Source organism: Pseudazoarcus pumilus (assembly GCF_002872475.1).
Lineage (GTDB): Bacteria > Pseudomonadota > Gammaproteobacteria > Burkholderiales > Rhodocyclaceae > Pseudazoarcus > Pseudazoarcus pumilus.
This window is the reverse complement of sequence record NZ_CP025682.1, coordinates 1,311,701-1,329,239: the sequence shown is the minus strand read 5'-3', so window position 1 is coordinate 1,329,239 and position 17,539 is coordinate 1,311,701. Positions and strand designations below refer to the sequence as shown.

General features: G+C 64.7%; 21 protein-coding genes and 2 tRNA genes. 1 reads left to right on the top strand and 22 read right to left on the bottom strand.

What is annotated here, in order from left to right:
* Positions 1–145: 145 nt before the first annotated feature.
* Positions 146–745 carry a DUF2238 domain-containing protein gene (locus tag C0099_RS06465; RefSeq protein WP_102246684.1) on the top strand — a complete coding sequence of 200 codons (600 nt, stop codon included), beginning with the start codon at positions 146–148 and terminating at the stop codon, positions 743–745.
* A gap of 16 nt (positions 746–761) precedes the next feature.
* On the opposite strand, the gene C0099_RS06460 is transcribed toward C0099_RS06465, so the two are convergent.
* The 22 genes from C0099_RS06460 to C0099_RS06355 form a co-directional block, all read right to left on the bottom strand.
* Positions 762–971: a hypothetical protein gene (locus C0099_RS06460; RefSeq protein WP_102246683.1), complete on the bottom strand. Its 210-nt coding sequence runs from the start codon at positions 969–971 to the stop codon at positions 762–764.
* A gap of 16 nt (positions 972–987) precedes the next feature.
* Entirely contained in the window at positions 988–1,662 is a 675-nt protein-coding gene (locus C0099_RS06455) for an amino acid ABC transporter permease (protein ID WP_102246682.1), read from the bottom strand.
* Positions 1,662–2,417 (bottom strand): amino acid ABC transporter ATP-binding protein, encoded by a 756-nt coding sequence (locus tag C0099_RS06450; RefSeq protein ID WP_102246681.1) that lies wholly within the window; start codon positions 2,415–2,417, stop codon positions 1,662–1,664. Before C0099_RS06450 ends, C0099_RS06455 begins: the two co-directional genes overlap by 1 nt.
* Positions 2,418–2,420: 3 nt before the next feature.
* On the bottom strand, positions 2,421–3,074 hold the full coding sequence (locus C0099_RS06445; protein WP_102246680.1) for an amino acid ABC transporter permease: 654 nt from the start codon (positions 3,072–3,074) through the stop codon (positions 2,421–2,423).
* Positions 3,075–3,096: 22 nt separating this feature from the next.
* Positions 3,097–3,825, bottom strand: coding sequence for a transporter substrate-binding domain-containing protein (locus tag C0099_RS06440; RefSeq protein WP_102246679.1), 729 nt, complete (start codon positions 3,823–3,825; stop codon positions 3,097–3,099).
* A gap of 77 nt (positions 3,826–3,902) precedes the next feature.
* Positions 3,903–5,324, bottom strand: a complete 1,422-nt coding sequence (locus C0099_RS06435) for a TAXI family TRAP transporter solute-binding subunit (RefSeq protein WP_102246678.1) — start codon at positions 5,322–5,324, stop codon at positions 3,903–3,905.
* A gap of 25 nt (positions 5,325–5,349) precedes the next feature.
* Positions 5,350–5,976, bottom strand: coding sequence for an ABC transporter permease subunit (locus C0099_RS06430; RefSeq protein WP_102246677.1), 627 nt, complete (start codon positions 5,974–5,976; stop codon positions 5,350–5,352).
* Entirely contained in the window at positions 5,973–7,580 is a 1,608-nt protein-coding gene (locus C0099_RS06425; protein WP_164084878.1) for a transporter substrate-binding domain-containing protein, read from the bottom strand. The genes C0099_RS06430 and C0099_RS06425 overlap by 4 nt, the downstream gene beginning before the upstream one ends.
* Before the next feature lie 14 nt (positions 7,581–7,594).
* Positions 7,595–8,218 carry a formyltransferase family protein gene (locus tag C0099_RS06420; RefSeq protein WP_123785222.1) on the bottom strand — a complete coding sequence of 208 codons (624 nt, stop codon included), beginning with the start codon at positions 8,216–8,218 and terminating at the stop codon, positions 7,595–7,597.
* 163 nt (positions 8,219–8,381) lie between these two features.
* Positions 8,382–8,458 (bottom strand) — tRNA-Pro (locus tag C0099_RS06415).
* A 48-nt stretch (positions 8,459–8,506) separates the two neighbouring features.
* Positions 8,507–8,887, bottom strand: coding sequence for a MerR family transcriptional regulator (locus tag C0099_RS06410; RefSeq protein ID WP_102246674.1), 381 nt, complete (start codon positions 8,885–8,887; stop codon positions 8,507–8,509).
* On the bottom strand, positions 8,868–9,179 hold the full coding sequence (locus tag C0099_RS06405; RefSeq protein WP_102246673.1) for an integration host factor subunit alpha: 312 nt from the start codon (positions 9,177–9,179) through the stop codon (positions 8,868–8,870). Before C0099_RS06405 ends, C0099_RS06410 begins: the two co-directional genes overlap by 20 nt.
* A gap of 5 nt (positions 9,180–9,184) precedes the next feature.
* Positions 9,185–11,563: a phenylalanine--tRNA ligase subunit beta gene (gene pheT, locus C0099_RS06400; protein ID WP_102246672.1), complete on the bottom strand. Its 2,379-nt coding sequence runs from the start codon at positions 11,561–11,563 to the stop codon at positions 9,185–9,187.
* Between the two features lie 25 nt (positions 11,564–11,588).
* A complete protein-coding gene (gene pheS, locus C0099_RS06395) occupies positions 11,589–12,620 on the bottom strand; it encodes a phenylalanine--tRNA ligase subunit alpha (RefSeq protein WP_102246671.1) in 1,032 nt (343 codons plus the stop codon).
* Between the two features lie 66 nt (positions 12,621–12,686).
* Positions 12,687–13,046, bottom strand: a complete 360-nt coding sequence (gene rplT / locus C0099_RS06390) for a 50S ribosomal protein L20 (protein ID WP_102246670.1) — start codon at positions 13,044–13,046, stop codon at positions 12,687–12,689.
* Between the two features lie 12 nt (positions 13,047–13,058).
* Positions 13,059–13,256 carry a 50S ribosomal protein L35 gene (gene rpmI, locus C0099_RS06385; RefSeq protein ID WP_102246669.1) on the bottom strand — a complete coding sequence of 66 codons (198 nt, stop codon included), beginning with the start codon at positions 13,254–13,256 and terminating at the stop codon, positions 13,059–13,061.
* A gap of 134 nt (positions 13,257–13,390) precedes the next feature.
* Positions 13,391–13,912: a translation initiation factor IF-3 gene (gene infC / locus C0099_RS06380; RefSeq protein ID WP_102246668.1), complete on the bottom strand. Its 522-nt coding sequence runs from the start codon at positions 13,910–13,912 to the stop codon at positions 13,391–13,393.
* 25 nt (positions 13,913–13,937) lie between these two features.
* Positions 13,938–15,854 carry a threonine--tRNA ligase gene (thrS, locus tag C0099_RS06375; RefSeq protein WP_102246667.1) on the bottom strand — a complete coding sequence of 639 codons (1,917 nt, stop codon included), beginning with the start codon at positions 15,852–15,854 and terminating at the stop codon, positions 13,938–13,940.
* 159 nt (positions 15,855–16,013) lie between these two features.
* Positions 16,014–16,090 (bottom strand) — tRNA-Val (locus C0099_RS06370).
* Between the two features lie 38 nt (positions 16,091–16,128).
* Positions 16,129–16,926 (bottom strand): 3'-5' exonuclease, encoded by a 798-nt coding sequence (locus C0099_RS06365; protein ID WP_102246666.1) that lies wholly within the window; start codon positions 16,924–16,926, stop codon positions 16,129–16,131.
* The gene (locus tag C0099_RS06360; protein ID WP_102246665.1) at positions 16,923–17,345 is read right to left on the bottom strand and encodes a YdbL family protein; all 423 of its coding nucleotides are present in this window, start codon (positions 17,343–17,345) and stop codon (positions 16,923–16,925) included. Before C0099_RS06360 ends, C0099_RS06365 begins: the two co-directional genes overlap by 4 nt.
* Positions 17,342–17,533, bottom strand: a complete 192-nt coding sequence (locus C0099_RS06355) for a hypothetical protein (RefSeq protein ID WP_102246664.1) — start codon at positions 17,531–17,533, stop codon at positions 17,342–17,344. Before C0099_RS06355 ends, C0099_RS06360 begins: the two co-directional genes overlap by 4 nt.
* Positions 17,534–17,539: the final 6 nt, after the last annotated feature.

Below are 17,539 nucleotides of genomic sequence, written 5' to 3'. Positions count from 1 at the left end.
GACAGGCTCCATCGGTGGGCGAACGGTCGCCGCAAGGCGGCCCGGGACGGCCGATGCTACACGGGGCGGCGCGCAGCGGCCAGGCCGAGCCGCCGCCGCGCCGGCGCTATAATCGCGATTGCATAAGTCCGGCATCGGAGGCGTCATGCGCATCGCCCTGCTCGTCATCGTGCTCGCCGCGCTGGCCGCGTCGGCCATCGCGCCCCACGATCGCGCCATCTGGTTCGCCGAGGTCTTCCCCGTACTGGTGGTCTTGCCGTTGCTGGTGCTCACGGCGCACCGCTTTCCACTGACTGCTGTCACCTATGTGATGATCGCGCTCTTCGCGTTGATCCTGATCCTCGGCGGCACCTACACCTATGCGCGCGTACCGCTGGGCTTCGCGCTGCAGGACTGGTTCGACCTGGCGCGCAATCCCTACGACCGTATCGGCCACTTCTTCCAGGGCGCCACACCGGCCATCGTCGCGCGCGAACTGCTGCTGCGCACCTCGCCGCTGCGTGCCGGCAAATGGCTGTTCGTCGTCGTCACGCTGTCCTGCCTGGGTATCAGTGCAGCCTACGAGATCATCGAATGGCAGGCGGCGGTCTGGTGGGCGGACGGCTCGGTGGCGTTTCTCGGCACGCAGGGAGACGTCTGGGACGCGCAATGGGACATGTTCCTCGCGCTGTGCGGCGCGGTCACGGCGCAAGTGCTGCTCTCGGGCCTGCACGATAGGCAACTGGCTCGGCTCACGCCCGCCTGAGGGCGCGGAACCCCGTTCAGACCTTGCCGTACTTCCCAAACACCGTGCGCGCGTCGGCATGCGCACGCTCCAGCGTGCGCAGGGACGGATCTTCGTCGTGCCCGCAGAAGAACTCATCGGCCTGCGCGCACATCACCATCGCGATGGCATCTTCGTCGCTGACGTCGTACTTTTCGGTGATCAGGGTGGTGACTTCGTCCAGATGTTCCTCGTAGGTCATCGACATCGCGGGATTTCTCCATTCATCGGCGCACGCCGGGCAGCATGTAGCGCCGTTCCAGCCAGCGCGCGAAGAGCACGATCACCGAGACCATGAGCAGGTACACCAGGCCAGCGGCCAGGTAGGCCTTGAAATACTCGAAACTGCGCGTGGCCAGTTCCTGCACCTGGGCGAAGAACTCGGTGTACTGGATCAGAAAGGCCACCGAACTGTCCTTGAGATTGAGGATGGCCTGGTTGGTGAGCCCCGGAATGGCCAGGCGCAGCGCCTGCGGCAGGGTAATGAGGCGGAACACCTGCAGGCCGGAAAAGCCCTGCGCGCGGGCGGCTTCGAGCTCGGCCTGATCCAGCCCGTTGTAGGCCGTCATCAGGTAGCGCGCATTGTAGGCGGCCACGTTCATCGTGAAGCCGATCACCGCGACCGTGAACGGCGACATCCTCACGCCCCATTGGGGCAGACCGTAGTACATCAGGAACAGCAGCACGATCAGCGGCGTGCCGATGAAGAACGAGATGTAGCCGTTGGTGACACGACGCACCAGGCGGCGTTCGCTGAGCGCGAAGTGGAACACCACGATGCCCCACAGCATGCCGGTGACCGTGATCGTGCCGGCCAGCAGCAAGGTATTGCCCAGGCCATCGAGAATCTGCGGCCAGTAATCGAGCACCTCGGCGATGAAGAAGGACCAGTCGCCCATCAGGACCGCCTGTCACGCGAAAAGAAGGCGCGGATGCGCGGGTCGTCGTGATCCTCGAAGAGCGCGTTCGCGCCGCCTTCGGCACGCACCATGCCCTCGTCGAGGAAAACCACGTTACCTTCGATGGCGCGAGCCAGATCGACGTCGTGGGTGACGCACAGCATGGTCACGTTGTCGGCGCACAACTGGTCGATGACGCCAACGATCTCGCGCGACATCAGCGGATCCAGCGCCGAGGTCGGCTCGTCGAAGAACAGCACCGCCGGGTCCATCGCCAGTGCGCGCGCGATCGCGACGCGCTGTTTCTGCCCACCCGACAGTTGCGACGGGTACTTGGCGGCATGCTCGGCCATGTTCATGCGCGCCAGTTCCGCCATGGCCTTGTCGACGGCGTCGGCACGGCTCATGCCACGCAGCTTGCGCAGGCCCAGCGTGACGTTGTCGAGTGCGGACAGATGGCGATACAGCGCGAAATGCTGGAACACGAAGCCGATGCGCTGGCGCAACAGACGCACATCGGTATCGGCGCGCGTGACATCCTCGCCACGGAAGATGACCTGTCCGGCGCAGGGGTCGATGAGGCGGTTGATGCAACGCAGCAGGGTCGATTTGCCGCAACCCGACGGGCCCATCACCATCTTGATCTGCCCTTCCGGCAGCACGAGGTCCACGCCGTTGAGCACCGGCTTGTCGTCGAAACGCTTGATCAGCCCGCGCACCTCGAGCAGCACGGAGTTTTCGGAGGTTTGCGTCATGCTTCAGTCACGGTGAAAGCCGGGGATGGCGTAATGGCGCTCGATCGCACGCACGCCGGCGAGCATCAGCTTGTAGATGGCGAAGTACAGCAGGCCGATGGCGAAATAGATCTCGACCCCGCGCAGCGTGGTCGAGGCCAGCACCATGGCGTGTTTCATGATCTCGGGAATGCCCACCGTGTAGGCGAACGGCGAGTATTTGAGCACCGTCGTGAACTCGTTGATCATGCCCGGCACCGCGAAGCGCAGCATCTGCGGCAGTTCGATGGAAACCAGGATCTGCCAGCGACTCATGCCCATGGCCTCGGCCGCGACGATCTCGTTGGCGTCGACCGACTCGAGCGCGCCGCGAAAGACTTCCGCCAGATAGGCGCCGGCGATCAGGCCGAGGCTGAGCATCATCGACACCAGCGGGGGAACGCTCATCCCGAATGCCGGCAGACCGAAGAACACGATGAACAGCAGGACCAGCACCGGAATGCCGCGAAAAACGTAGGTAAACACCGACAGCACGACATCCAGCGCACCGATGTGCAAGCGCGTCGCCATCGCCACCGCGAGGCCGACGACGAGCCCGGTGGCGATGCACGAGAAGGTGACGAGAACGGTGTAGCCGGCGCCGGCGGCGAGCAGGCTCAGGATGTCGAGGAAGGTCATCGGACTGCGCCGCCGTACTGGCTTAATTCATCCACTTGTCGATGATGGCCTGCAGCCCTTCTTCACCCAGCTCGTCCAGATACTTGTCGAAGTCCGCGCGCAGCGCCGAGCCCTTGGGGAAGGCGAAACCGAAGCGGTCGAAGCCGGAGAACACGTAGGCGTCCTGGATCGGCATGGTCTTGCGATACACCGAGGCCACGGTGCCGTCGAGGAAGGCCAGGTCGAGGTTGCCGTTGCGCAGGTCGGAGAGCACCTCGTTGTAGGTCGGATAGAGCTTGACCTTGTCGAGCGAATACACGCCCTTGGGTTCGAGATCGCGCTTGATGAAATCGGTATAGGCCATGCCGCGCGGATAGCCGACGGAGTACTTCTTGAGCTGGTCGAGGTCGTTCATGAACTCGATGTCGCGCTCTTTCATGCTCACCAGGTTCCAGGTGTTCTCCATGTAGGGCTTGGAGAAATCCATCACGCGCTGGCGCTGCTCGGTGATCGAGATGCCCGAGAAGGCGACGTCGGCCTGCTTGCTGACGACCGCGCCGAGCATGCCCTGCCAGTCGTAAGCGGTGATCTCGAGCGTGCAGCCGCGCGCCTTGCAATAGCCCTCGAAGATGTCCAGGTCCAGCCCCTTGGTCTGGCCGCCCTCCTCGTACAGGTTGGGCGGCGAGGCCGGCGAGACGGCGACCTTGATGACTTCGGCGTGGACGCCCACGGCAGCGAGCAGAAGACACAGCAGTGCGGCGAAACGTTTCATGATGGCGATCCTCAGGAAGAAACACACGAAGCGGCCCGATTGGGGATTGGGGCCGTGGAACAGGTGAATGCGGCGCGCTACATGCTACCGGTTTTTGCACCCAGTGCCTGCGTCGAACGTCCGCGTTCGGGCACGGGCGTGCCGGGCACCAGACGTGAGCGCGCCAGATCCAGCCTCTCGCGCGCCAACTCCAGCGAGCCCACCAGAAAGTAGTACGACTGGTTGCACCCCTTGGGCACCCAGGTTTCCTCGACCTCCTGCGTCAACTGGCGATGGGTGCGTTCGAGCGCATCGAGCTCACGCAGCGAGCCTACCGTCTCGGATTCGCGCGCCAACGTGAAGATCTGGTCGTACTTGAAGCTCGCGCCGATGTTGAACATGGTCTTGCGGTAGCTGGGCACCATGCGCAGCAGCGGATAGAGCACCGCGATCAGCGCCAGAATGCCCACCCAGGCCGTGTCGAAGAAGCTCGCCACCCAGTACGGCGCATAGTCTTCGAGCATCGGTGGGCCGTGCGTGTTGTAGCGCTGGGCCACCTCGCTGCGCGGGATGTGGCGCTCGGTGAAGGCCGGAAAGCCGCCGGCGCGCTCGAAGAACACCTCTTCGGACTGGTACAGCTCGGTGCTCGCGCGCATGAACAGATACTGCAGCGCCGGGTGCAACGATTCGCGCGCAAGAATCGTCGTGGTCGTGGCAATCATGTGCACGTCGGCCTCGGGGCGCGGCGGCGTGACCTCCAGTGCCCCCTTCGGCAGTGTTACCACTTCGGTGTATTGCAGATGGCGCGTGAGCGCCTCGGCCACCGGAAAGTCGAGCAGACGCACGTCGGAACGGCGCAGCAGACGCTGGGCGTTCCCCGACTCGATGCCGGCGAGCAGGAACATGCCGTCGATCTCGCCGGCGAGCAGCGCGTCGATGCTCTCGCCCGCCGGCATTTCGTACTTGCGCATGCGATTGACAGCCACCTCGGGCAGGACGCCGAACAAGGCATCGACCACCGGGCGCGTACCGCTGCCCGGCAGCGCGATGGAGATGCGTCGCCCTTCAAGGAAGGCGACGAAGTCCTCCCCTTTGAAGCGCTCGCCGCGGTAGAAGAACCACAGCGGTTGGTAGCCGATGCTGCCGAGCGAGACGATGGACTCGTCGCGCGAGAGCGCCAGCCCGCCCTGCGAGAAGGCCACGTCTACCTTGCCGTCGCGCAAGGCCTGTAGATTCTCGGCCGCGCCACGCGTGGTGAAGAACTCCACACGCACACCGTGCGCATCGAAGTATTCACCGTAACGTGCGGCGATCTTCTCCAGCGTCGAGTTGGGCTGGCCCGAGGCCACACGGATCGTCGACGGCGGAAAAGGCGACACGTAGTACAACGCCAGCCCCACGGCCAGCACGATCGCCACCACCACGTACCACTGGTGGCGGCAGAACAGCAGCAACGCGAGGAACTCGTCCTTGGCGCTCTTGAGGAAATACTTTTCAACCTTCGGGCTGGTTCGTTTCATCGACAAACACCTGAGAGGTGGGCACTCACGCGTACTTCGCAGCCATGTGGCGCTTGAGCCCGCCCAGGGCGAGACTCAGCGGATAGCACAAGGCAAAGAACAGGCACAGGGCGTAAACATAAATCGGAACGAGGTAGGTCGTCCCCGTCGCAGCGATCACGGTGTTGCATTGCCCCACCAGCTCGCTGACACCCACCAGCGACGCGGTGCTCGAGGCGAGCAGCGTGATCATCAGGCCACCGAGCCAATTGGGAATGAACAGCATCGCCGCGCGCCGCTGCCCCTGCCGCCAGTACAGGATGGAGGTGTGCAGGTTCAGCGCGGTGAATCCGGTGGGCGAGGCGGCCAGCGCGATCGAGGCCTTGAGCCAGTCCGGGATATTGACGATGGTGCCACCGAGGTCGATCTGGTTCGGAATCAGCGTCGCGGCGTAGAACAGCAACACCAGACTCGGCACGTTGCGAAAGACCGACACGACGAAGCCGACGCCACGCGCGATGAAGCGCGACGGCGACAGATGCAGCACCGCCAGTACCCCGCCGACGCAGGTCCCGAGCATCGTCGCGAGGAGGGTGATGACGACGTTCCAGTACAGTCCCTCGAGCAGGAACGGCGTCCACGTCCACAGCACTTCCAGGGAATCGCCGATCATGCCAGACCCGCCCGTTGCAGCCGCCGTTCGAAGCGCCCAAACACATGAATCCAGAAGGCGGTCATCAGGTAGAACACGACCAGCAGCGCGTTCATCATCAGGAATACGTTGCCGCGATCGGCGATGATCGCGATGGTCGCCGAGAGCAGTTCCGGCACCGCGATCGCCGAGGCGATGGAGCTGGACTTGACCAGGTTGGTCAGCGTATTGCGCACCCCCACCGAAGCGGCGCCGAGCAGCTCGGGCAGGTGGTCGGGCGTGAAGCGGAAATCCGGCCGCGAATGCTGCAGATGCTCGGCCGCGTCGAGGAAGGCGAACGTGATGATCGAGCCGTGATACAGCGCCAGACAGGCGATGGCGATGAGTACCGGCGGCACGCTGACGCCCAGGCTCGACCAGGCCAGGCTGGAGAGCCAGAAGAACACCAGATACATCTGCAGCAGCACCGGCGTCATGCGACCGAAGTTGCCCAGGGCCGCGACCAGCCGGCTGAGCAGCGGGATGCGCGCGAAGATCATCGCCGCGCCGCCGAAAGCGAACGCCAGGCTCGCGACGATGGTGCTCGCACACAACACCAGGGTCCACAGGATGCCGACGAGATAGCGCTCACGATCGAAGGGGTCGTAGATGAACGAAAAGTCCATCCCGAAGGTCTCGCGCACCCACAGGCCAATCCCCTCCAGACCACCGACATCGGCCGAGGTGACGAAGGCCGCGTTGCGACAGGCCGCGGGCCATTGCCCAGCGGCATCGCGCTCGCACAGCCAACCGCCGTCCGCCTTGCGCTCGTTCCACAGCCGGTTGGCGTCCTGCAGGAAGCGATTGGGCTGAATGTCCCAGGCAGCCTCGAGCTCGATCAGCGTGCCCTCGCGATGCCACTGCGCGACGATGTCGCCGACCACCCGCTCGAACTCGGTACCCGCCTCCGAGCGCGGGATGCTGATCGCCCACGGAATGATCAGCGCCGACGGCAGCGGCGCGGTGTAACCCGTCCACTGCGGATCCTTGAGGTACTGCTGGATCGCGACATCGGTGTACAGGAAGCCGGTGCAGCGCCCGTCGCGCAGCGCTAGTTGCGCGTCGCGCACGCTGCGGTACATCTGCAGCTTGACCAGATAGCGCTGCATGATCGGCTTGTTGAAATAGCTGCCCTGCAGCGCGCACAGCTCGACGCCGCGCAGCGCCTTCCAGTCGTCATGGAAGATGCCCGGCCGGAGAAACACGCCGACCCCGCCACCGTAGTAGTTGGGTTCGATCACGGTGGCCAGCTGGCGACGTTCGGCGGTATCGGCTGCGGTGGCGATGATCAGGTCCACCGCGCCCTGCTCCAGACGCTGGAAGCGGTTCTCGGTACTCACCCCGACCGGCACGGCCTCCACGCCCATCTCCTCGGCGAGGCGGCGCGCCAGATCCACCTCGAAGCCGATCGGCCGCCCACCGCTGTCGAGCATGCCGAAGGGCGGGAAATCGGTCTTGACGCCGATGCGAATCTCTCCGGCCGAGCGGATGCGTTCGAGTACCGGACTGGGTTCGAACTGCGCAGCGGCCGCGGCACAGAACACCGCGATCGCGCACGAGAGCAATGCGCGAGCGCCCCGCGCCATGCCCCCTGCGCCGATCATGCCGGTCCGGTCATCGTGGCCAGTTCGCGCGCTGCCAGACGCGCGGCGATCGGCGAGGAGCACTTGTGCATTTCCACCACGCCCGCGCCGGCCGGGATTGGAATGCGCTCGGAGAAGGCGCGCAGCGCCCCCGTGTCGAAACCGTCATCGACCTGGTGCATCGCGATCACGCAGTAGTCGGAACCGTCATCGATCAGCCGCTGGAACGGGTTGCCGCCCACATAATGCGAGGGCCAGTCGTCGTCCTTGCACGGATGCAGATTGAAGAATCCCAGGCGCGGAAAACTGTACAGCCGTGCGTCGATCCTCTGCCCGAAGGTCGCCATGATGGCCACGTCCGGGCGCCAGTGCTGCTCGAATCGCGCGTAAAAGGCAGGCGTCTTGACCCGGCCGCTCCAGCACTCGATTCCGTGCTCGGCAGCCAGTCGCGCAACCATCGTGCGCTCGGACGGCTCGTGCGGATACTGCCACACACGTTTGGTCGGGCTCACGAAGGACTGTGTCGGATCATCGGTGGCCACCCCAACCACGCAGACGCGCCCGGCCAGATCGCCATGAAGCAGTTCGTGCAGCACGTGGTAGCCACGATAGAAGCTTCCGAATACTGCTACCCGCAACACACTCCCTCCCCGACAGATCGCACGCGCCGACGTCGCAGCGACTCGCTGTGACGCCAAGACTGTAACGTCTAATTGCCAGATCGCGAAGCCCCGAGCGGCCTTGCAGGGAAGCGCAAATGCGAAGGGCCGACCCTTGCGGGCCGGCCCTCGGCAGGTGTTCCATTGGTCGGGGCGGCGGGATTCGAACTCGCGACCCCTTGCACCCCATGCAAGTGCGCTACCAGGCTGCGCTACGCCCCGACACAGCCGCGCATTATAGCAGCCTGCGGGCGCTTTGCCAGCGCCACATCACTCACGCAAGAAGACGAGCAATTCTTCGACTTCACCACGCACTTCGGCCAGCACGCCACGCAAGCGATTGGCCTCCTCCGCCTCTTCCTGCTCGTGGATGGCGGACTCGCCCAGACGGTTGCGCGCGCCGGAGATGGTGAAGCCTTCACGGTAGAGCAGTTCGCGGATGCGGCGAATCAGCAGCACCTCGTGGTGCTGGTAATAGCGTCGGTTGCCGCGACGCTTGACCGGTTTGAGCTGCGTGAATTCCTGTTCCCAGTAGCGCAGCACATGCGGCTTTACGCGGCACAGGTCGGCGACCTCGCCGATCGTGAAGTAGCGCTTGGCCGGGATCGGCGGCAGCGGCTCCTGATCGGGTTCAGTGGCGGGGTTGTGCATGCGTGAGTTGCTCCACGGCGGCCTTGAGCTTCTGGCTGGCGTGGAAGGTGACGACGCGACGCGCCGAGATCGGGATTTCCTCGCCGGTCTTGGGGTTGCGCCCCGGACGCTGGGGCTTGTCGCGGAGCTGGAAGTTGCCGAAGCCGGAGAGCTTGACGGCTTCGCCACGCTCCAGGGCCGCGCGAATCTCCTCGAAGAAACCCTCGACCATGTCCTTGGCCTCGCGCTTGTTCAGCCCCACCCGTTCAAAAAGCAGTTCGGCCAGTTCGGCCTTGGTCAATGTCGCGCTCATTTCCCTTATCCGCGCAGCGTCGCGCCAAAGGAAGCGTCCGCCTCGCGCACGATGGCCGAAATGGCTGACTCCACTTCCGAATCTTCAAGTGTCCGCTGAGTATCTTGCATCAACACCCTGAATGCAAGACTCTTTTTCCCATCGGCCACGCCCTTGCCCTGATACACGTCGAACAGCTCCACCGCCTGCACGATGGGCGGTGCGGCACGGCGCAAGGCGGCCATCAGCTCGGCCGCAGCCACCGCGGAATCGACGATCAGCGCGATATCACGCGACACGGCCGGGAATCGCGACAGTTCGCGATAGGCCGGAACCCCGCTGGCCAGCGCAGCGGGCAGATCGAGTTCGAACATCACGGGCGCGGCGCCCAGATCGTAAGCCTCGACCCATTTCGGATGCAGTTCGCCGATCACGCCGATCAGCACCCCATCCACCGACACCTCCGCCGCACGCCCGGGATGCAGCGCAGGATGCTCGAGCGGGCGGAATTCGGCCACGCGCGGCGCGATCAACGCCTCGAGATCGGCCTTGAGATCGAAGAAATCGACGCGTCGCGTAGCCGTGCCCCATTGCTCCGGCAGTGCCGGGCCGGCCGCCAGCGCGGCGATGCGCAGAGGCTGCTCGAAGCCCGCAACGGGCCCACCGTCGGCTACCGGCACAAAGCAACGCCCGGTTTCGAACACGCGCACGCGCACGAGCTGACGATTGCGGTTGGCGATCAGGTTGTCGACCAGACCACCGATCAGGCTGGTGCGCATCACGCCCATCTGGCTGGCGATCGGGTTGGCGAGCTTGACCGGGGCCACGACGCCGCAGAAGTCACGCTCCCAGGCCACATCGACGAATGCGTAGTTGATCACTTCCTGAAAGTCGCGCGCGGCCAGCTGCCGGCGCAGCGACCACACCGTGCGCACGCCCTCGTCCTGCGCCAGCATGGCCATGGGACCGACCGGGGTGCGCGCGGGAATGTCGTCGTAGCCATGCAGACGCACGATCTCCTCGATCAGGTCGGCCTCGATGGCGATGTCGAAACGCCAGCTCGGCGGCACGACGGACAGGCATTCGCCGTCGCGACGCACTTCGAGATGCACGCGCTCGAGCAACTCGGCCATCGCGTTGTCGTCGATCTCCAGACCCAGCACGCGACGCGCGCGTTGCGGACGCAGGGCGACCGGCGCGCGCACCGGCAAGTGGGCCTCGGACACGGCTTCGACCACCGGGCCGGCGGCGCCGCCGCACAGATCGAGGATCAGGCGCGTGGCGCGTTCGATGGTACGGCGCGGCAGTTCGAAGTCCACACCACGCTCGAAGCGGTGCGAGGCGTCCGAGCCGAAGTTGTACTGGCGCGCGCGCCCGGCGATGGCATCGGGTGCGAAGAAGGCGCTCTCGAGGAACAGGTCGGCGGTGTCGAGCGTGATGCCGCTGTCCTCGCCGCCCATGATGCCGGCCAGCGCGAGTGCGCGCGAATCATCGGCAATCAGCAGGGTGTCGGCGGCCGGCTTCACGGTCTGCTCGTTCAGCAGCAGCAATTCCTCGCCCGCGCGCGGCAGGCGCACATGGATGGCGCCCTCGAGCCTGGCGTCGTCGAAGGCATGCAGCGGCTGGCCGAGTTCGAGCATCACGTAGTTGGTGATGTCGACGAGCACGCTGATCGAGCGGACGCCGCTGCGCTCGAGCCGCCTCACCATCCATTCGGGCGTGGCGGCGCGCGCGTCTACGCCGCGCACGATGCGACCGCAATAGCGCGGGCAGGCGGCCGGCGCGTCGAGCACGATCTCGCGCACGTCTGCGATGCTCGCCGGCACTGCCGAAGTATCCGGCAGCGACAGCGGTGCCCCGGTGAGCGCGGAGACCTCGCGCGCGACGCCGGCCAGGCTCAGACAGTCGGCACGATTGGGCGTGAGCTTGATCGTGAACGAATGGTCATCGAGCCCCAGCACCGCGCGCACGTCTGCGCCAACGGGCGCGTCCGCGGGCAGCGCGAGCAGCCCCTCGTGCGCATCGGAGATGCCCAGCTCGCGTGCCGAGCAAAGCATGCCGGACGACTCCACCCCGCGCAGCTTCGCCTTCTTGATCTTGAAATCACCCAGTTCCGCCCCGATACGCGCCAGCGGCGCGAACATGCCGGCGGCCGCATTGGGCGCGCCGCACACGATCTGCAGCATCTCGCCACTGCCGTCGTCGACCTCGCACACCTTGAGCTTGTCGGCGTCCGGATGCGCTGCGGTGTCGACGATGCGCGCGACGACCACACCCTGGAAATCGGCGGCGACCGGATCGCACTCCTCGACCTCGAGGCCGGCCATCGTCAGCAGATGACCGAGCGCCTCGGTGTCGAGTTGCGGATCGACGAACTCGCGCAGCCAGTGTTCGGAAAATTGCATGTCGGTAATTGATGCGCGAAAAGGATTAGCGGAACTGACCCAGGAAACGCAGATCGTTGTCGAAGAACAGGCGCAGATCGTTGACGCCGTAGCGCAGCATGGTCAGCCGGTCCAGCCCCATGCCGAAAGCGAATCCGGTGTGCGTCTCCGCGTCGATGCCACCGCAACCGAGCACTTCGGGGTGCACCATGCCGCAGCCGGCGATCTCCAGCCAACGTCCGTCGAGCGCGCCACTCATGAAGGCGACGTCGATCTCGGCGCTGGGCTCGGTAAACGGGAAGAAGGACGGGCGAAAGCGCACCTGCAGATCATCCGTCTCGAAGAAGTTGCGCAGGAAGTCCGCGATCACGCCTTTCAGATCCGCGAAACTGACGTTCTCACCCACCCACAGCCCCTCGACCTGATGGAACATCGGCGAATGCGTGGCGTCCGAATCGACGCGATACACGCGCCCGGGCGCGATCACGCGCAGGTCCGGCATGGCCGCCGCGCCGCCGTGACGCTCGACGTGGGCGAGCATGGCGCGAATCTGCACCGGGCTGGTGTGCGTGCGCAGCAGCACGTCGTCGCGCCCTTCGATGTAGAAGGTGTCGTGCATCGAGCGCGCAGGATGGTTGTCGGGCGTGTTCAGCGCGGTGAAATTGTGCCAGTCGGTCTCGATCTCGGGGCCGTCGGCAACGACGAAGCCGATCGAACCGAACAGGTTCTCGACGCGCTCGAGCGTGCGGCTGACCGGATGCAGGCCGCCCGTCCCCGAACCGCGCCCGGGCAGGGTCACATCGAGCGCCTCGGCCGCCAGTTGCCCGGCCAGGCGCGCGTCGCGCAGCGCGTCGCGTCGCGCCTCGAGCGCGGCCTCGACGGCCTGCTTGGCGCGATTGATCTGCGCACCGGCCGTGCGCCGCTCCTCGGGCGGCAGCTTGCCCAGCGTCTTGAGCAGTCCGGTGAGCGATCCGGTCTTGCCCAGATAACGCGCCTTGGCCTGCTCCAGCGCATTGGCGTCATCGGCCTGCGCGAATTGGGCAATAGCCTGCTCGACCAGGGTATCCAGATTTTCCATGTGCGGATCTTCGTCGATTGCAGAAAAAAAAGGAGGCCAGGCCTCCTTTTTTTGCGCCGCGCTGTGTCAGGCGGCGAGTCGGGACCGGGCCTGCTCCGCGAGCGCCGCAAATGCGGGCTTGTCGAACACGGCCAGATCGGCCAGTACCTTGCGGTCCACTTCCACTTCGGCTTTCTTCAGGCCGTGCATGAAGGTGCTGTAGGTCAGACCCAGTTCGCGCGCGGCGGCGTTGATACGCGCGATCCACAGCACACGGAACTGACGCTTGCGCTGACGACGGTCGCGGTAGGCGTATTGTCCGGCCTTCATCACCGCCTGTTTGGCGATGCGGTATACGTTCTTGCGACGGCCACGGTAGCCCTTGGCGAGGGCGAGGACCTTCTTGTGACGGGCGCGGGCGGTTACACCACGTTTAACTCGGGGCATGGTGTTCTCCTATCAAGCGTACGGAAGCATTGCGCGGATCAGCTTGGTGTCGGCGTCATGAACAGCCGTCATGCCGCGCAGCTGGCGCTTGTTCTTGGTGGTCTTCTTGGTCAGGATGTGACGCTTGAAGGCCTGCGACCGCTTGATCCCGCCACTGGCGCGGATCTTGAACCGCTTGGCGGCACCGCTCTTGGTTTTCATCTTGGGCATTGCTGCAACTCCTGTTATTGGATGCCACCGGGTAGCCCGCAAGGACGTTTGAGACCCGGCACCACTTGTCGTCCGGCCGTTTCCGGCCGTCGTTTCCCGCCGCAAGTCATGCGCGACGGGAAATCCTGCCGTGATCAGCTCGGCTTGCGCGGAGCGATCACCATGATCATCTGACGCCCTTCCATCTTGGGCATCTGCTCGACCTGACCGAGCTCGTCGACATCGGCGCGGATGCGTTCGAGCTGGCGCATGCCGATTTCCTGATGCGCCATCTCGCGACCGCGAAAGCGCAGCGTCACCTTGACCTTGTCGCCCTCGTTGAGAAAACGCACGAGGTTGCGCAGCTTGATCTGGTAGTCGTTCTCGTCGGTACCCGGGCGGATCTTGACTTCCTTGATCTGTACCTGCTTCTGCTTCAGGCGCGCCTCGTGAGCCTTCTTCTGCTCCTGATACTTGAACTTGCCGTAGTCCATGATCTTGCACACTGGCGGCTGCGCCATGGGTGCAATCTCCACCAGGTCCAGACCGGCCTCCTCGGCCTGCTGCAGGGCGCTTTCCAGCGAAACGATACCGAGCTGCTCTCCGTCATCCGAAACGAGCCGGATTTCGGGCGCGTTGATTTCGTTGTTGACGCGCTGCTTCTTGTCTTGAGCGATGGTTCAGTTCTCCGAAAATTCAATATCAGACCGCGCCGGCCTTGGCGTCGACTTCACGCCGCCAACTCTCGATCAACGATTCCAGGGACATCTGGCCGAGATCCCGGCCACCTCTGGCGCGCACAGTGACAAGCCCCGCCGCCTTTTCCTTCTCGCCAATGACGATCTGGTAGGGGAGCTTATGTACGCTGTGTTCGCGGATTTTATAGTTAATCTTTTCGTTGCGCAAATCCGCTTCGACCCGAAAGCCTGCATCCACAAGGCGTCGCGCCACATCCGCGGCATATTCCGACTGTCCTTCGGAGATGTTGAGCACGACCGCCTGCAGCGGCGCGAGCCACATCGGCATGGCGCCGGCGTGATGCTCGATGAGGATGCCGATGAAGCGCTCCATGGAACCCAGGATCGCGCGGTGCAGCATGACCGGATGCTTCTTGCTGTTGTCCTCGGCGACGTACTCGGCGCCAAGGCGCACCGGCAGGTTGAAGTCCAGCTGCAGCGTGCCGCACTGCCATACGCGACCGATGCAGTCGCGCAGCGAGAACTCGATCTTGGGACCGTAGAAGGCGCCCTCACCCGGCTGCAACTCGTAGGCCAGCTGCTGCGCGTCGAGCGCGGCAGCGAGTGCCACCTCGGCCTTTTCCCACTGCTCGTCGGTGCCGACGCGCTTTTCCGGCCGCGTGGACAGCTTGACCTCGACATCGGTGAAGCCGAAGTCGGCATAGACCTTCTGCAACAGGCGGATGAACTCGGCCGACTCCTCCTGCACCTGATCCTCGGTGCAGAAGATGTGGGCGTCGTCCTGCACGAAGTTGCGCACGCGCATGATGCCGTGCAGCGATCCCGAAGGCTCGTTGCGGTGGCAGGAACCGAATTCGGCCATGCGCAGCGGCAGGTCGCGGTAGCTCTTCAGACCCTGGTTGAAGATCTCGATGTGGCACGGGCAGTTCATCGGCTTGATCGCGTAGTCGCGCTTCTCCGACTGCGTCGTGAACATCAGGTCGGCATACATGCCCCAGTGGCCGGACTTCTCCCACAGGCTGCGATCGACGATCTGCGGCGTCTTGACCTCGTGATAGCCGCGCGCGCCGATGGTGCGACGCAGGTACTGTTCGACCTGCTGCCACAGCGTCCAGCCCTTGGCATGCCAGAACACCATGCCCGGCGCCTCCTCCTGCATGTGGAAGAGATCGAGCTGGCGGCCGAGCTTGCGGTGGTCGCGCTTCTCCGCCTCTTCGAGCATGTGCAGGTAGGCGGCCAGATCGTCCTTGCTGCGCCAGGCCGTGCCGTAGATGCGCTGCAGCATCTCGTTCTTCGAATCCCCGCGCCAGTAGGCGCCGGCCACCTTGGTCAGCTTGAAGACCTTGAGGTGGCCCGTGGAGGGCACGTGCGGTCCGCGGCACAGGTCGATGAAGTCGTCCTGGCGGTACAGCGACACGTCCTCGTTCGTCGGGATCGAGGCGATGATCTCGGCCTTGTACAACTCGCCTTGCTGCTTGAAGAAATCGACTGCGGCGTCGCGCTCCCAGACCTCGCGATGCACGGGGATGGCGGCCTTCGCAAGTTCGCCCATGCGCTGCTCGATCTTCTCCAGATCCTCGGGCGTGAACGCGCGCTTGTACGCAAAATCGTAGTAGAAGCCGTTGTCGATGACCGGACCGATCGTGACCTGCGCCTCCGGGAAGAGCTGCTTGACCGCGTGCGCGAGCAGATGCGCGGTCGAGTGGCGGATGATCTCGAGGCCTTCCTCGCTCTTGTCGGTGATGATCGCCAGTTCGGCATCGTCCTCGATGCGGTGCGACAGGTCGACCTCGCGCCCGCCCACCTTGCCGGCGAGCGCTGCCTTGGCAAGCCCCGGCCCGATCGAGGTCGCCACCTCTGCCACCGTTACCGGGTGATCGAAGCTGCGAACGGAACCGTCGGGAAGAGTGATGTTGGGCATCGCTGTCTGACCTCTGGCGGGGTGATTCGATTGGAAAACGCGGACGAAAAAAAAGTGCGGACGCGCCGCACTTTCTTCAACGGAACCCTGCTGCGCCCGACCTATGCATTGACCTGGAAGGTGATCGTAGTTCGGGACATCGACATGGCTCCGGGGTGTTGGTAGGCGCGATTGGATTCGAACCAACGACCCCCACCATGTCAAGGTGGTGCTCTAACCAACTGAGCTACGCGCCTGCTAAGAGCGGCGAATTATAGCGGCCCGATTCGGCTTGTCAAAGTTTTTCGCTCGGCCAGGCTTCGAGGAAGGCGCTCCAGTGCGGCGCGTCCAGCGCTGCCAGCTGCTCGCGCACGAAGGTCAGCTCCGCGGCGTGGTCCTCGGCACTGCGCTCGCCGCGCATGCGCTGAAAGCCCAGCAGCACCAGGTAAGTGTTGACCACGTCGGTCTCGCAGTAGTCGCGGATGTCCGCCTGACGACCCTCCTGCCAAGCCTGCCACACGGCCGAGCCGTCCATGCCGAGCTTGCCCGGGCACCCCATCAGCTTGGCCAGTTCGTCCAGACGCACGGCCGCGCGCGGCTGGTACAGCGCGAGCAGGTCCATCAGATCGAGATGACGCGCGTGGTAGCGGCTGATGTAGCTGTTCCACTTGAATTCGCGCGAGTCGTGATAATCGCCCTCGCCCTGGTCCCAGTAGCGCGGCGCCGACACGCCGTGGATCAGGCCGCGATAATGCAACACCGGCATGTCGAAGCCGTTGCCGTTCCACGAGACGATCTGCGGCGTGTAGCGCTCGATGCCGTCGAAGAAGCGCTGGATGATCTCGCCCTCGCCGCAATCGGGCTCGGCCAGCGAGAACACCCGAAAATTCTGCGCGTCACGCAACACGCAGGAAATCGCCACAACGCGTTGCAGATGCAGCGGCAGGAAGTCGTTACCGGTCGCGGCACGGCGCTGCTGGAACGCGAACTCCGCGACCTCGGCGTCATCGAGCCCTGCCGGCAACTCGTTGAGGGAGCGAATGCCTGCGACGTCGGGGACCGTCTCGATGTCGAAGACGAGAACCGGTGTCACTTGCGCTTCCAGCCGTCCTGTGTCTCGACCCACCAGCCGGCCTTGGCGCGGTCGGCGAAGCGCTGCGCGAAGGTCGAACGGATGTCCGACTCCCATTCGGGATGCCCGTTGGCGCGCGCGATCTCGCGATACAGCGCGGCACGATCATCGTTCTCGGCGGCGATCAGCGCATTGGCTCGGCCCCGCTGGGGCAGCGGCACGGCAGAGGCATCGCGCAGCTTGACCGTGCCGTCACTGCCGAATCCGACCGCGCCGGAGTCGTACAGCGGGGCCAGCTCGGCATGACGTTGCTGCATCGATTTTTTGAGCGCGCTGATCGCCGGCGTGTCGATATCGAGATCGCCCTGCGCTGCGACGATGCTCGCCAGACCCAGCAAGAGGAGCGCGAAGAGGAGGTGGAAGAAGCGGGACGGAATCATTGCGTACCTCCTTGCGCAGGCGCCGGGGCGGGCTTGGCGGCGCGCTCGCGCTCCTGCCAGACCTCGTCGATGATGCGGTCGGCGGCTTTTTCGGCGGCAGCCGCAGGGAAATAGATGTTGATCGTGACGCAGCCACTCGCGACGACGGCGAGCGCCGCGGTCAGGGCCACCCGGTGGATTGTGCTCATTTTCGC